The following is a 14,090-nucleotide window of genomic DNA, read 5'->3' as shown; positions in this document are numbered from 1 at the left end:
ACAATAGAGGCGAATAATAGACTAAATGGCTAAGATTGCGCTTCGTTTAAACCAAAGATCAAGAAAAAAATAAAACACAAAAATGTATTAACTTGCTCAAAAAATGGATTATCTTACTTTTCATTAAGAATCAATAATGGAGAAACGCCAAGTAGGTCAGAAAAATAGTTTTGATTTTCAAAAGGCCTTTATCATTCCCAGGAATGTACTTATAAAACAGTGCACTAAAAATGAAATCATAAACAATTTATTTATTACCGATATTGGTTATTACCGTAAGGCATTGAATCACTATATAAAAAGGAATAATGGTTCAGAACAGCATATTTTGATTTATTGTGTAGAAGGAAAGGGAAACGTAGAATTCCAGGATACTAATTATCATATTGAAGCAGGTAATTTCATTATTATTCCGAAAGAAACAGCACATACTTACCAAGCTGACCCAGTACTACCATGGACTATTTATTGGTTCCATTTTTCAGGAACCGGTGCTGATCAATTGGTTGCTTCTTTACAGAATTATAAGGCTTATGCTGGTTTTAGTGAAGAACGTAACATATTGTTCGATACTATTTACAACCGGTTAGAAAGAGGTTTCAGTAGAGAAAATATAATTTACGCCAATTTATGTTTCCACCAATACATTGCTGAAGTTGTTTATACCGATAAACATCTTGTTAACGATAAAATTGTTGAACCTGATAAAGTTGAAGAGGTTATAGATTTTATGCGGAAAAATATTGAAAAGATGCTTAGTTTAAAGGAAATGGCACTGGCTGTTTACCTTTCACCTTCCTATTTATCGGCCATTTTTAAAAAGAAAACCGGAACCTCACCTATCGATTATTTTAACCAGCTCAAAATTCAGAAAACAACACAATATTTACTTTTCACCAACTTAAGGATCAACGAAATTGCACAAAAGATCGGCATTAACGATCCTTATTATTTTAGCCGGCTCTTCTCAAGCGTTATGGGCATTTCGCCGAAACAATACCGCGATAATAGGTTTAATTGATACTGCTTTTATATATCTCAGATTGTCCCCAATGCAATTAAGTATGCTTATCAATATTAAAATTTGCCCAAATAATTTCCCTATCAACCATGGTGAAGCGCTGATAATGATTATATAGCGATGTTACATTGATATCTGGTTGCATAACTAACCACCAAGTCTTATTATCTGATTTTAAATCAACAGCAACTAAATCGTACATTCTTTTTATATCATCTAATGATTTTTCAAAGTTGGTATTCTCGAATCTTCTAAAAATTAAATGTTGCAAATTGGCAATTATAGCATCATAATCTGAGGCTAGTTTTTTTACAAGTTCTACTTTATCATCTATTTGCTGATTTTCGGTTTCTGCACTGATTGATAATTCGACGTTATTATTAGGATGAATATTTGATACTTCTCCAAACCATGCTTTATCCTGCCGATTATAAGTTAACTGACCAAATGGTTCTATTATTTTACTTTCCCCATGAATATTGGCATGTATATCCTCGTCACGAAGTGGGAAAACCTTTAAACAAATAAACATAATCAAAAAAGAAGGTCCGTATGTAATCAAAAATTCATCAACAGCACGAGGCATTAACTTCCCAAATGCCAATAAGTAAAGCACAAACAATGCTATTGAAGTCATAATTGCATTGCCTGCAATTCTCTTTTTATTATAAACAGACTGTACTATGCCATTAATTTTACGCATATTAAATAAAAGTGTGCAGAAAGTTAATGCGATAAATACAGCGGCATCTTTTAGATCTAAATGAACATTAACGCTATAATTTGAAGTAATAATTGGCAATATCCTAAGGTATGCCATCATGATTGCAAAGGTGACTGGAAGGCAAAGTAGCAGGGTAGTTAATGTTACTTTTAAGCTATAAGTAATGGCCTGTTTCATGAGAAATCGTAATTTAGAGCAGTTTAAGCGTTTTGTTAAAAGTTGAAGTTAAAAATTTAATCTATTAAATAGCAGATTAAAATACCCAACTCCATCAATATTAATCCAAGGTTAAGCCAATTTCCTTCAGCAAAATAGCTGCATTAAAAGTCTTACAAGGCCCTTGCTTCAATAAATAATCAAATTTCATTTCGCCTTCGGTGATCTGGATATCAAAATGGAAATTACGGACGGTTTCGGGGTGATCGATAATCAGATCTGCCAGTTGTAAATCGTGTGTGGCAAAAAGTGCAGGTGTTTTTTCGGTAATCAGCTTTTGTATAAAAACCTTCGATCCCAAATATTTATCCCGGCTGTTTGTACCCCGCAACATTTCGTCAATCAATACAAAAGTATCTTTGTCTTTAACCACATTATCTAGAATCATTTTCAGGCGGTTTAACTCTGCCTTAAAAGTTGAGGTACTTTCGTTCAGCGAATCTTTAATCCGCATATAGGTATTGATCGAAAAAACCGACAATTGCATGGTTTTGGCACAAACCGGTGCACCAGTATAAGCCAATATCATATTAATACCCAAAGTACGTAGAAAAGTGCTTTTGCCGGCCATGTTAGAACCCGTTACAATATCTACAGTTGGTTTGGCTTCCAAATGAAAATCATTATCCACCCGAACTTGCTCGTTAATAAGCGGATGGCCAATATGGGTAGCAGCTAATGCAAACTGACCTGTAATAACTGGAAAAACCCAATCTGGTTGATTATAGGCCGTTGTGGCCAATGAAATCAGCTCTTCAAAATCGCCTAAGTGATCAAGTGCCGAAATCACATCCTCTGATGAAGATTTATACCAAATGTCTAAACTGATACAGCACTTTAAATCCCAAAGCAAAAGTGCGTTCAATATACCACCAACCAGGATATTCAGCCTGGCATCAAAATTCTGAATAATTTTGGATAGGCCCTTAATTTCTTTGCTTACCGGGATTTTTGAATCTAATAAACCTAAGATGTATGAACTTTGCCAGTTTTGATTCTCTGTCCATAAAATAGCACTGGCATAACCGTTTAACAGATTCGAACTTCCACCAAAGGTGTAAAAAACCTTGTTAATTTTTGAGCCTAATAAAACATTCCACCCTGTGTGGATTACAAATAGAAGTACCAATATTTTCCAAAAAGCAGCGCTAATAAAAAGAGCCGCCAAAATTAAACCAACAGAAATATAAGGGACAAGCTTTACATAAAACCTCAAAAAACTGCCCTTTACAAATTCTAATTGTGCCCCCAATTGGTGTTTAAGCTGTATTTTAATCTGCTCTATTTTATCGGGGTCGTAACCATGCAGATTAGCCCTGAACCTATAAGTTTCTGCTATTTTATCTGTTATTTCTTTTATAGCTTCTTGGCGGAGTAATATCTTATTCCTTGTTGGTTTTTCTGCGAAATTTTTAGCCAGGAGGTTATTTCCGCTTTTGGTACTACAACGGTTAATCAAGGAAAACAGAGATGCGGCACCAAAAATATCAAGATCGGAAGTATAGGGATGCAGTTCAGATTCGAAAGCTTGACCATGATCGTAGCCATTGGCTGTTCCGTTTAAAACATTCCACTCATTCTGATAAACCCACAAGAGTTGCTTTTTAAAATCGATTTCGCGGTCTAACTTACTTTGCCGGCGCACAATGAAGGCAAAAGCGATTACCGGCACTAATAATGCAAACTGAATTAATGTACGTAAATCATCATCCACAGAACTCACCAGTAAAATAAAAAATAAAATTTCGGCTAGGAACAATCCGATCCGCATGAACGAAAGTTGATCTATTATTTTTTTGGTCACTGCTATATCAGCGGTAACCTGCTTAATTTTTTGATCGTAATCGGCTATTATTTCTGCTTGTTTTTTTAACATGATATCGCTTCGGTGTATATATTTTCGAAGGTATAAGATCGATAGATTGTGTTTTTTGTTACAATTTTCTCTAAGTTTGAATCTCGAAATTCTAAAGATAGGTAAAATATTAAATGAAGATTACACTGATCGCCATTGGCAAAACAGAAGATAAATATCTAATTGAAGGAATTGATAAATATATCAACCGTTTAAAGCATTATATTAACTTTAGTTTTGTGGCTTTACCAGATGTAAAGAATGTTAAAAACCTAAGTGAAGCGCAGCAAAAGGCAAAAGAGGCAGAACTACTGCACAAACAAATTAATAATGGCGATGTTGTTATTTTGTTAGATGAAAAAGGGAAAAAATATTCATCAATAGAATTTTCAAACTACTTAAACAAACAGATGATTGGTAGTGTGCAGCATTTAATTTTTATTATTGGCGGCCCTTATGGATTTGATGAAACCATTTACAAAAGGGCAAACGGTTTAATTTCGCTGTCTGACATGACCTTTTCACATCAAATGATCAGATTGTTTTTTGTAGAGCAGCTTTACCGGGGATTTAGCATTTTAAAAGGAGAACCTTATCATCACGCTTAGAACAATCCCATTAGGTTAAGGGGTTTTAACCATAGATAAACACGGATTTTTATATCTGTGTGCATCCTTTTTATCTGTGGTTAAATTATGTTTACCGCCACGGGGCTTAACATAACAACATCATGCTTAGAGATGGAAAATGGTTGAGGTAAGATGAGATATGGAAAAACAGGATTAAAATCATCATTAAATAAAAGAAATTATGCTATTAGATAAATATAAACGGGAATACAGATATAAAAGCAATCAGAACGGCAACAATAAATACCTATGGATCAGCATTATTGCATCGCTGGTTATTGTAGCTTTGCTTTATTATTTCTTCGATTAAACCCACAAAAAAACACCAGACAAATTGCCTGGTGTTCGCTATAATTTGGGTAAATAAAGCTTAAACGCCTTTTTTACTGGTCATACTTGCTTTTTTAGCTGGAGCTGAAGTTTTAGTAGTTGCTTTAGCACTTGCTGATGCTTTAGATCCTGTAGCTTTTTGTTTTTTATCCGAAGCTGCTTTTTCTTCTGATAACTTAACCTCTGCTGGTGTACCTGGTGTTTCTGGAGTTTCTTCAGTAAACAATGGCAGATCTTTTAATAAGTTATACCAAGTGATAATTTTCTTCATATCAGAAGCATAAACTTTCTCTTGATCGTGACCTGGTGCTACTTCAAGAAAATAAGCGCGTAAATCGCCTTTCAAATCAGGAGTAGATCCTTTTGCAGAAATTTTAGCAAAAATATCGGCCAATTTAATTTCTTCATCTTCACCATACACCGTAATATCTTCTAATGAAGCTAATTTTGTGTTGGTGATGTTAGCTACAACTTTAGTTTTTTGAGCATCTAAGCCTTCTAAAATGTAACCTACTTTATTTTGTCCAACCAGTTTAAACAAACCCGGTCTGCCAGATACGGCAACAATTCCTCTTAAATTCATATTTTTTTTTGAGATATGAGATTCGAGATATGAGATATGAGAAATCACTCAAATCAAATAACTAAAACTCTTTGTTCAATTATTAATGAGATAGAGCATCAATCAGAGAAATCAAGTCTCAAATCTAATGTCTCAAATCTCGTATCTATTTTTAATCTTCTAAAACTTCTATGTTTAAAATTTTATCACCCTGACGGATATCATCTACAAGGTCTACATTCTCAACAACTTTACCAAAACAAGTATGGTTGCGGTCCAAATGAGCAGTATTTGTTCTGCTATGGCAGATAAAAAACTGTGAACCACCAGTGTTGCGGCCAGCATGGGCCATAGATAAAACACCACGATCGTGATATTGATTTTCTCCGTCCAGTTCGCAATCAATTTTATAACCTGGGCCACCAGTACCTGCTAAATGTGCTTTAGCTGGGTCTTTTGAATTTGGGCATCCGCCCTGAACCATAAAATTAGGAATTACACGGTGAAAAGTTACACCATCATAAAAGCCTTCTTTAGCTAATTTTTTAAAGTTTGCAACGGCTTTCGGCGCATCATTATCGTAGAATTCTACAGTCATTTCGCCTTTTTCTGTTTTTATTATTGCTTTACTCATATCAATATCGGTACTAATTTTAAATTTTCTTTTCCTAAAAAACAATCGTATTTTTTTTGTAGAGGGCAAAAATAACAAAATTGTATAACTTATAACATCATTAAATTTTTCTATACAGTTTAAATGCGGTATTTTAGTGTTTTAAGCATACCGATTTGATAAAGAAATATTATATCCTGCTCATTTGCCTGCTTTGCTCCCTGGGGCTAAGGGCTTCTTCTTTGTTGATTTACATGGATGAAGACCAAAAGAACCACCTTAAAGCATATGGTATAGCCTATTGGACAATCAGCAAACAACTAGAGGTTGATTGGCTTTTAAATTACCGTGGCGGAAGTTTTTTAATTAAATACAATAAAACAGTTGAAGACGAGCTTAAAATCCGCGGGGTATCATACGAAGTAATGGCCGATGGAAAGGTAACCAACCTTTTAAACGAAATCAGCGATCCTGCGGTGAATATGGAAATGGTTAAGCTGGAGAAAACACCAAAAATTGCAGTTTACTCTCCAAAAAGCAAATTACCTTGGGATGATGCCGTTACACTCGTTTTAACCTACGCCGAAATCCCATACGATGTAATTTATGATGATGATATTTTACAGGATAAATTGAGCAAATACGACTGGCTACACTTGCACCATGAAGATTTTACCGGGCAGTACGGACGTTTCTGGGCCAATTTCAGGTATGCAACCTGGTATCAGGAAGATGTTAAAAACCAGGAAACCTTAGCTAAACGCATGGGTTATAAAAAGGTTTCTGAAATGAAATTAGCCGTTGCCAAACACATTAAAGAATATTGTGCTGGTGGAGGCTTTTTGTTTGCAATGTGCTCGGGCACTGATAGTTTCGACATTGCCCTTGCTGCTGATGGGGTAGATATTTGTGCCCAAATGTTTGATGGTGATGCTGCAGATCCAAATGCCCAAAGTAAACTGGATTTTAATAAAACCTTAGCTTTCCAGAATTTTAAATTAGATAACAACCCAATGAACTATGAATTTTCGGATATCGACGCTACTCAAACCCGTACGCTGAACCAAAGCAACGATTACTTTACTTTATTCGATTTTTCGGCCAAATGGGATCTTGTTCCAACCATGCTTACCCAAGATCATGATAAGGTGATTAAAGGCTTTATGGGGCAAACCACAGCTTTCAGAAAGAGTTTAGTTAAAACAAGTGTAACTGTTTTGGGCGAAAATAAAGGTGCTGCAGAGGTAAGGTATTTACACGGAGAAATTGGCAAAGGTCAGTTTACTTTTTATGGTGGGCACGATCCTGAAGATTATCAGCATGCTGTTGGCGATCCGCCAACAGATTTAAATCTGCATCCAAATTCACCAGGATACCGCCTGATCCTTAATAATGTGCTTTTCCCTGCGGCAAAAAAGAAACCTCAAAAAACATAATTTTAGAGTAATCGCCTTTTGGCATCTTTTCTTTTAAGGTTAAAAAACTAGTAATTCTACTGGATATTCCTATTATGTAGACAGTAAATCACATCTATCGGCATAACTAATTGCTATCGTAATTATACTGAAACCGCTTAAAAAAACTCCTGTAAACCAGTAGATTACCAGACAAACTGTAACAGACTTGATACTTTGGCACAGCTTTTGGAATTGAGGCTTGTAATTAACAACAGGTTTAAGCCTGAAATTTTTAAACAAGATTCTTCTAAAAGAAAAATATTATGAAAAAGTTACTATTAAGCGCATCGGTTATTTTATTAGCAACAGGTGCATTTGCACAATCTACAACGGGTACTACTTCAAGATTCGGTATCAAAGCAGGAGTTAACCTAGCCAAAATCCATTCGAGTGGCGACAATGAAGCATTATTTAACGACAATGCGAAAAATAATTTAGGTTACAATGTTACTGCATTCGGAGATTTTGGAATAGCCAACAATTTTTTCATCCAACCAGGAATTTCATTACAAAACAAAGGGGTTAAGTTTGAAGGCACCAATTCGGCAACAGTTGGTGCAGTAACAACTACCACAACAACTTCGTTAAAAACAAATGTAATGGCTATTGAAGTGCCAATTAACGCGGTATTTAATATCCCTACTGGTGAAACTGGTGCAGTACAGATTAGTGCTGGTCCGTATGTTGGATTTAACATTTCGGGTAAAAACAAAGGAAATAGTACAACTACAACAGTAAATAATAACACAAACTCAAGTGTAACCTCCACTACAAGCAATGATAAAGATTTAAGCTTTGGTAGTGCAACCGATAAGGATGCAAGCGGGACAGATTTCGGTGCAAACTTTGGTTTAGCTTACCGCACATCTTCAGGTTTCCTGGTAGGTGCTAACTATGGTTTAGGTTTAAGTGATTTAACTCCAAAAGATTCAAGAGCTAATTCAAATAAATATACCAACCGTGTATTAGGATTTTCAGTAGGTTATTCTTTCTAAGCAATAAGCCTTAAAAACAAAAGCCTCCCGGATTTATTAAATCGGGAGGCTTTTTTATGCTTGTTTCTTTAGTCGTAAAAGTTCCAGCTTACCCCAAATTTTAATAGGGCATCTTGCATGGGGTACCTGTTTACAGTATAATAACCTGGTTGAAATAAGCCCTGATTAACAAAATCGTATTTAACAAAAATATTGGCCCTCTTTAAATTTGCTTTAAAAAAGACATCAATTACCGGTTTTGATACCAGGTTTGTTGGATTGCGCTCATCAATATAAAACTGCGCTGTTGCAGGTGAATATAAGTAGTTTGCATATTCAGAATTGTACCTCACATCAAATCCCACATTAGCCTTTAATACTTTGAAAAAAGTATTGTCAAAATAAATACTGTTATAAGTATAAAGTTCTGGCGTTCTTAACACTGCATTGTTATCTGTTTTTTGATAAGCAATATAATTTTCCATTACAAACTTACCAAACCTCGATTTCTTTGATACATCCAGCCTGATTAAGCTAATATCAGCAGTAGCCTGTTTTGGTAAAATGGCATTCGTACCATTACTATGGTCGGCAGCAAAATAAACGTAGTTACTGGTTAAGAAATACTTGGCTCCTGCAGTAAAACCGTACTTATCGTTGATATAGTTAAATGATAAATTGGCAATTTTAGTATTCTTAAAATCGCTGTTTGTCCATTGGTAATGATTGCCATGATAGTAATTAAAAATAGCCGCCGGCGTTTGGTTTTGTACATAGGCGCCCAACTCTATTCTTCCTATGGTTTTACCTAAAAGGATTTTACTTTTTGCCTCGTATAAATAATCGCCTGCATTTTCACCCTGCAAAATTTGCTGTAAGTCTAAATTGAAATCGATATTGTTAGAGAACCGATAACCCGCTGCGCCTAAAATGGTAATGTTTTGATAAGCAAATCTACTGCGCTCATAATTGGTTGCATCTTGTTTTATACCAAGATATTCATGCTTGTAATAATCGTGCCTTATACCCGCATCAACCTTTAGTTCATTTTTAATAACCGAACTGTTTTTTGGCCTTAAAAAGAAACTATAAATAAACTCATTTTTGATATGTTGTACATGGGTCGAATCATTCGTAAATATTGTACTCGCAATTCCGGGAGGAAGTACATGATTAACATCCGTTCCATTTTTGTAAAAATCGTAGCTGTCATTATTATACTCGAAGGTGTACGATACTTTATTGGTTGGTAAAACAGCATTGTTCACATTTGCAGAGGTATCTATCCTGCCTACATAATAGGTTTGCTTTAAGAAAATGGTGTTTTTACGGTACAAATTTCTTGCGTCTGATAAATTTACAGGCTCTGCTTCTCTTACAATTTTAGAATAGTCTGGATTGAATAAATCTGTTGCTACAGTAGAACCATTCTCGTAGGCGCGCATGGTATTAAAAATTGCCGATGCCCACATATTATAACGTTTACTTGGCGATTGGTACCATGAAAATACGGCAACATTCAAGTTATCGCCGCGTTGCCTGGCGTAAAAACCTCTGGAATCGCCACGGTTAAAGTTAACCCCAACATTCCAGTTTTTTTTAATATTCTGTGTGTGGATAGCCCTAAAAAGCTGTTCTTTTTGTCCGGCACTAACAAAGTACAAGCTGGTAAAAGGGGTTCTGGCCTGATAGTAAATAATATCTTCGGGCGTTAAAGCATAATAATCAAGCGAATGGAATCCTGCATCAAAGCCAATCCTTTTACTAGGCTCGTACAATAAAGGTCTGGCTGCCAAGCCCATGTTACCATTGTTTATGGTTGGGTGAAGGGGTTGTAAAAGCGGACTATAATTCTGAATATTCGTAGTTGAGGTATCTAAAGGCAACAGTACAATACTGTCTTTAGTTAACGACAGCTTAGTAAACCTGATATATTTTGCGGTAAAAACAACAGAATCCTTTCCCGAGTCTAGTTTCTTCCGAACAGAATCCAATTCCTTGTTTGTACCAACACTTGTTTTTAAATCTTGTGCAAAGGTTTTATTAATTCCTAATAGCAGTAAGAAAAAAAAACAGATTTTAACGACTTTATACATCTTATAGTTCAGAAATTAAGCGGGTTAAAATCTCTGTCATTTTAGGCTCGGCTTTGGCTGCTGCTGCTAAAATTTCTTCTAAATTAAAAGGTTGCAGGTCTTCTGGAAAACCCTCATCCGTTAACACCGAGATGGCAAAAACAGGCAAACCAGCGTGATTGGCCACAATAACCTCAGGCACGGTACTCATACCAACTGCATCAGCGCCAATTAAACGCAGGTATTTATATTCAGCTTTGGTTTCTAAATTCGGTCCGGAAACGGCAACATATACCCCTTTATGGCAGTTAATATCTACATCTTTAGCTATTTCCAGCGCTTTGGCTATGATATCGCGTTTATACGGCTGGCTCATATCCGGGAAACGAGGACCTAATTCACTTTCAATTAAACCCCGCAATGGGTTATCTGGCTGCAAATTAATATGATCATCGATAATCATTAAATCGCCCTTTTTAAACTCAGGATTTAACGAGCCCGCAGCATTAGATACAATTAAGTTTTCTATACCCAAACCTTTCATTACCCTAACCGGAAAGGTAATCTGTTGCATGCTGTAACCTTCGTAATAATGTAGGCGCCCTTGCATGGCAATAATTTTCTTCCCGTTCAATGTTCCAAAAATCAGTTTCCCACTATGAAATTCTAAAGTAGAGATTGGAAAATTTGGAATATTAGAATACATCAATTGATGCTCAACTTCGATTTCCTTTACCAAGCCACCCAAGCCAGTACCTAAAATAATACCTATTTCGGGCTTAAAGTTCTCTGTTTTACGTTTTATATATTCAACGGTTTCTTCTATTGCTCTTAACATAGTTTAAAATGAGTTCGTCAAAGGTAATCTTATCTTCTTCAAATAATTCAACCTCTATGGGTAAATAATATACAGGTAAATCTACCAGTAAATCTTCAAATCCGGTAGCTCTTAAACGCTTGCTATCCTTTTCTGTTGTGATAATGATTTTATCTTTTTTAGTACTGGCCATAAAAACCGATTTAAACTTCTTAATATCATCATTTTTGAAAACATAATGATCCCGAAATTCTTCGTGTTTAATGGTTTTAGTATATTTTTCAAGCTCTTCTATTAACGGAGCAGGATTTGCGATTCCGGTGAGCAGAAAAATTTCGAAATCTTTAATCGCCTCGAGCGTGCGGCTTTCGTTATCATATAAATGAATAAGATCGCCATACTTTAAATAAGAATGTAATACAGGTTGATTTGCATTTGGCTGTAGCTCATTTATAGCGGCCTGCTGCGCAACATGTAACAACGGAACTGGCGATTTTGTAACCAACAATACATCGGCCCTTTTACGCGAGGAGAAAACATCCCTTAAATTTCCGGCTGGCAATAAAAACTGTAAAGTACCCAACTTTCTAAATTCGAAAAGCAAAATATTAAAACCTGCCCTTACCGCGCGGTGCTGAAAGGCATCATCAAGGATAACTAAATCATGATTCTCTTCCAATTGTTTAATTCCATTTACACGGTCTTCGCAAACAGCAACGGTAACGGCTGCAAATTTTTGATGGTACTGTAATGGCTCATCCCCTATCGTTTCGGCAGTTGCAGCGCCATCGGCAATGATAAAGCCTTTCGTTTTCCGGCCATATCCCCTACTGAGTATGGCTATTTTATAATCGGCCAGCAACTTCACTAAATACTCTGTTGTTGGCGTTTTGCCCGATCCGCCAACGGCTAAATTGCCTACACAGATTACCGGTAAATCGAACTTTACAGATCGCATTAATCCCCAATCATAAAGTTTTTTACGGAGGAGAATAGCCATTCCATAAATGATCGAAAAAGGAAGCAATAAAAGGCGTAGATAGTTCAGTAGCATATCGTGGTTTCAAAAATACTGATTATTTAAAAAAGAAAGGCATGGCTAAGCCGATACCCAATAAAGCAACCCTTAATCAATGAAATGGTTTGTAGAAAATTGAATTAGTCCGAAGTCGGTAGTCCAGAGTCCGAAGTCAATTAACCGATTAACCGCATTAACCAACTATGCAAAAGTTATTCGACCATATTTTGTCTTTTTTTATTATCATTGTTCTCTACCAAAACATATTTTAATGTCTCCGAACAAAAGATTAGTAGTGGGCCAGGGCCAGATTAGTGGATTTATTTCTATTTTTTTAGCTGTATTGGCGCTTTTAGGTATCCTGTGTTTTCATTATCCAGAAAAGCTCACCACCCCCGAATTCCGTGAAATTTACACAAAAAACAGTATGGAAGCTTTAATGCTTGGCGGTGTTATAGGGTGTTTCTTCTTTTCATTACTGAGCTTAATCCTTAGTAAAAAACTAAAATGGGCCTGGCCAGGCTTTGCACTTGGTGCTTTGGCCGTAATATTGGGTGCTTTGAGTGTAGAAGGTAGAGATGTAGCCAAATCAGGCTGGCACTTCGGCCTTGATTGGATGATTTTAGATCTGCTGTTAATGGTTGCCATTTTTGTTCCCTTAGAATTGTTTTTCCCAAAAAATAATGATCAAACCAAATTCCACGAAGAATGGCGTACCGATTTAACCTATTTTGTAATCAGTCACCTATTTATTCAGTTTTTTGGCATTGTAACCCAAAAACCTGCCGTATTATTTTTCGGTTGGATAGGTTTAGATAAATTGCACACCTGGGTACAAGGCCTCCCATTTGTAGTGGCCTTGTTTTTGGCTTTTTTCAGTACCGATTTGTTTCAATACTGGGCACATCGTTTTTTCCATACCCGGGTAGCCTTATGGCGTTTCCATTCCATACACCATTCTACACAAAATATGGATTGGCTGGCCGGAAGCCGTACTCATTTTATTGATATATTTTTCACCAGGGCAATGACCTTTATCCCACTTTATGTTTTGGGCTTTTCATCTACCGTTTTCAATGTGTACATTATATTTATTGCCATACATGCGGTACTCATCCATGCCAACACCAGGATTAATTTTGGCCCGTTAAAATACATTTTTACTACACCCCAATATCACTATTGGCACCATTGCGAAGATCCTAAATATTATGGCCATAACTTCGCGTCAATATTCCCCTTTATTGATATGATGTTCGGCACCTATTACTTACCAGGCAAAGAATGGCCCGCCGGAACAGGTGTACATGAAGCTTCATATCCGAAAGGTTTTGTTAAACAATCCATTTATCCATTTACAAAAAGCCCTTTTGATACCGATTTGAATATGGAAGAAAGAAGTGATAGATAAAATAGATTAAGCTAACGCTTGTTTAATGACAAGCGCAAAAGAGATGATAATTATAAAGATTATTTGGAAAGCAGCGTCTGTAAACATAATTAATGTTAGTCGGGCTTTCCGCTATATTCCCGATGAAGAATCGGGAATATAGCGGAAAGCCCGTTTATTCAAAACTGACACTGCTACTTTTAAAGGTTTTTGAACCTCCCAGAAAAGACAATCAATCGTCACAAACGATAAAATCGTAAAGCTATTTGTGCACTCGTTTAGAAACGAGCGCAAACGAAACTGTCAGATGGTAACATCTGACAGCACCTTGTTCCGACAACACATTGCACACCCAACTCGGTGCCCTCTGTATTTTTCTCTCCATGATCTCAGCGGTTAAAGAAGCTTA

The 14,090-nt window shown here is 36.1% G+C and carries 13 protein-coding genes; 6 read left to right on the top strand and 7 right to left on the bottom strand.

Features of this window, described 5'->3' with window-relative positions:
• Window positions 1-136: 136 nt before the first annotated feature.
• A complete protein-coding gene (locus EYS08_RS16535) occupies window positions 137-1,021 on the top strand; it encodes an AraC family transcriptional regulator (RefSeq protein WP_131031071.1) in 885 nt (294 codons plus the stop codon).
• Between the two features lie 37 nt (window positions 1,022-1,058).
• On the opposite strand, the gene EYS08_RS16530 is transcribed toward EYS08_RS16535, so the two are convergent.
• Together EYS08_RS16530 and EYS08_RS16525 are read right to left on the bottom strand one after the other, a co-directional pair.
• On the bottom strand, window positions 1,059-1,922 hold the full coding sequence (locus tag EYS08_RS16530; RefSeq protein WP_131031070.1) for a hypothetical protein: 864 nt from the start codon (window positions 1,920-1,922) through the stop codon (window positions 1,059-1,061).
• Between the two features lie 100 nt (window positions 1,923-2,022).
• Complete coding sequence (locus tag EYS08_RS16525) at window positions 2,023-3,837, bottom strand: MutS-related protein (RefSeq protein ID WP_131031069.1); 1,815 nt, start codon at window positions 3,835-3,837, stop codon at window positions 2,023-2,025.
• Window positions 3,838-3,950: 113 nt separating this feature from the next.
• Between EYS08_RS16525 and rlmH the strand changes: the two genes are divergently transcribed.
• Window positions 3,951-4,424 carry a 23S rRNA (pseudouridine(1915)-N(3))-methyltransferase RlmH gene (gene rlmH / locus EYS08_RS16520; protein ID WP_131031068.1) on the top strand — a complete coding sequence of 158 codons (474 nt, stop codon included), beginning with the start codon at window positions 3,951-3,953 and terminating at the stop codon, window positions 4,422-4,424.
• 202 nt (window positions 4,425-4,626) lie between these two features.
• Entirely contained in the window at window positions 4,627-4,755 is a 129-nt protein-coding gene (locus EYS08_RS26475) for a hypothetical protein (RefSeq protein WP_255352031.1), read from the top strand.
• A gap of 60 nt (window positions 4,756-4,815) precedes the next feature.
• Here EYS08_RS26475 and EYS08_RS16515 read toward each other — a convergent pair whose 3' ends face one another.
• Complete coding sequence (locus EYS08_RS16515; RefSeq protein WP_057932097.1) at window positions 4,816-5,358, bottom strand: DUF5606 family protein; 543 nt, start codon at window positions 5,356-5,358, stop codon at window positions 4,816-4,818.
• A 151-nt stretch (window positions 5,359-5,509) separates the two neighbouring features.
• Window positions 5,510-5,971 carry a peptidylprolyl isomerase gene (locus EYS08_RS16510; RefSeq protein ID WP_029275450.1) on the bottom strand — a complete coding sequence of 154 codons (462 nt, stop codon included), beginning with the start codon at window positions 5,969-5,971 and terminating at the stop codon, window positions 5,510-5,512.
• Between the two features lie 233 nt (window positions 5,972-6,204).
• On the opposite strand from EYS08_RS16510, the gene EYS08_RS16505 reads away from it, so the two are divergent.
• Both EYS08_RS16505 and EYS08_RS16500 read left to right on the top strand, forming a co-directional pair.
• Entirely contained in the window at window positions 6,205-7,386 is a 1,182-nt protein-coding gene (locus EYS08_RS16505; protein WP_131031115.1) for an asparagine synthetase B, read from the top strand.
• Window positions 7,387-7,670: 284 nt separating this feature from the next.
• Window positions 7,671-8,402: an outer membrane beta-barrel protein gene (locus EYS08_RS16500; protein ID WP_131031067.1), complete on the top strand. Its 732-nt coding sequence runs from the start codon at window positions 7,671-7,673 to the stop codon at window positions 8,400-8,402.
• Between the two features lie 68 nt (window positions 8,403-8,470).
• Here EYS08_RS16500 and EYS08_RS16495 read toward each other — a convergent pair whose 3' ends face one another.
• Genes EYS08_RS16495 through lpxK form a run of 3 tightly spaced genes read right to left on the bottom strand, consistent with a single transcriptional unit; the run spans window position 8,471 to window position 12,327 of the window.
• Window positions 8,471-10,477 carry a putative porin gene (locus tag EYS08_RS16495; protein ID WP_165456488.1) on the bottom strand — a complete coding sequence of 669 codons (2,007 nt, stop codon included), beginning with the start codon at window positions 10,475-10,477 and terminating at the stop codon, window positions 8,471-8,473.
• A gap of 1 nt (window position 10,478) precedes the next feature.
• Window positions 10,479-11,294, bottom strand: coding sequence for a purine-nucleoside phosphorylase (locus EYS08_RS16490; protein WP_029275454.1), 816 nt, complete (start codon window positions 11,292-11,294; stop codon window positions 10,479-10,481).
• Window positions 11,266-12,327: a tetraacyldisaccharide 4'-kinase gene (lpxK, locus tag EYS08_RS16485; RefSeq protein WP_131031066.1), complete on the bottom strand. Its 1,062-nt coding sequence runs from the start codon at window positions 12,325-12,327 to the stop codon at window positions 11,266-11,268. Before lpxK ends, EYS08_RS16490 begins: the two co-directional genes overlap by 29 nt.
• Before the next feature lie 235 nt (window positions 12,328-12,562).
• On the opposite strand from lpxK, the gene EYS08_RS16480 reads away from it, so the two are divergent.
• Complete coding sequence (locus EYS08_RS16480) at window positions 12,563-13,702, top strand: sterol desaturase family protein (protein ID WP_131031065.1); 1,140 nt, start codon at window positions 12,563-12,565, stop codon at window positions 13,700-13,702.
• Window positions 13,703-14,090 lie beyond the last annotated feature (388 nt).

It is taken from the genome of Pedobacter kyonggii (assembly GCF_004310665.1).
GTDB classification, from domain to species: domain Bacteria; phylum Bacteroidota; class Bacteroidia; order Sphingobacteriales; family Sphingobacteriaceae; genus Pedobacter; species Pedobacter kyonggii.
The sequence above is the reverse complement of the archived record's forward strand: the minus strand, read 5'-3'. Positions and strand labels throughout refer to the sequence as shown.

Bases quoted from the DNA above. Each gene is read 5' to 3' on its own strand.
- EYS08_RS16535 (WP_131031071.1), top strand. From the start codon at position 137: ATGGAGAAACGCCAAGTAGGTCAGAAAAATAGTTTTGATTTTCAAAAG.
- EYS08_RS16530 (WP_131031070.1), bottom strand. From the start codon at position 1,922: ATGAAACAGGCCATTACTTATAGCTTAAAAGTAACATTAACTACCCTG.
- EYS08_RS16525 (WP_131031069.1), bottom strand. From the start codon at position 3,837: ATGTTAAAAAAACAAGCAGAAATAATAGCCGATTACGATCAAAAAATT.
- rlmH (WP_131031068.1), top strand. From the start codon at position 3,951: ATGAAGATTACACTGATCGCCATTGGCAAAACAGAAGATAAATATCTA.
- EYS08_RS26475 (WP_255352031.1), top strand. From the start codon at position 4,627: ATGCTATTAGATAAATATAAACGGGAATACAGATATAAAAGCAATCAG.
- EYS08_RS16515 (WP_057932097.1), bottom strand. From the start codon at position 5,358: ATGAATTTAAGAGGAATTGTTGCCGTATCTGGCAGACCGGGTTTGTTT.
- EYS08_RS16510 (WP_029275450.1), bottom strand. From the start codon at position 5,971: ATGAGTAAAGCAATAATAAAAACAGAAAAAGGCGAAATGACTGTAGAA.
- EYS08_RS16505 (WP_131031115.1), top strand. From the start codon at position 6,205: ATGGATGAAGACCAAAAGAACCACCTTAAAGCATATGGTATAGCCTAT.
- EYS08_RS16500 (WP_131031067.1), top strand. From the start codon at position 7,671: ATGAAAAAGTTACTATTAAGCGCATCGGTTATTTTATTAGCAACAGGT.
- EYS08_RS16495 (WP_165456488.1), bottom strand. From the start codon at position 10,477: ATGTATAAAGTCGTTAAAATCTGTTTTTTTTTCTTACTGCTATTAGGA.
- EYS08_RS16490 (WP_029275454.1), bottom strand. From the start codon at position 11,294: ATGTTAAGAGCAATAGAAGAAACCGTTGAATATATAAAACGTAAAACA.
- lpxK (WP_131031066.1), bottom strand. From the start codon at position 12,327: ATGCTACTGAACTATCTACGCCTTTTATTGCTTCCTTTTTCGATCATT.
- EYS08_RS16480 (WP_131031065.1), top strand. From the start codon at position 12,563: ATGTCTCCGAACAAAAGATTAGTAGTGGGCCAGGGCCAGATTAGTGGA.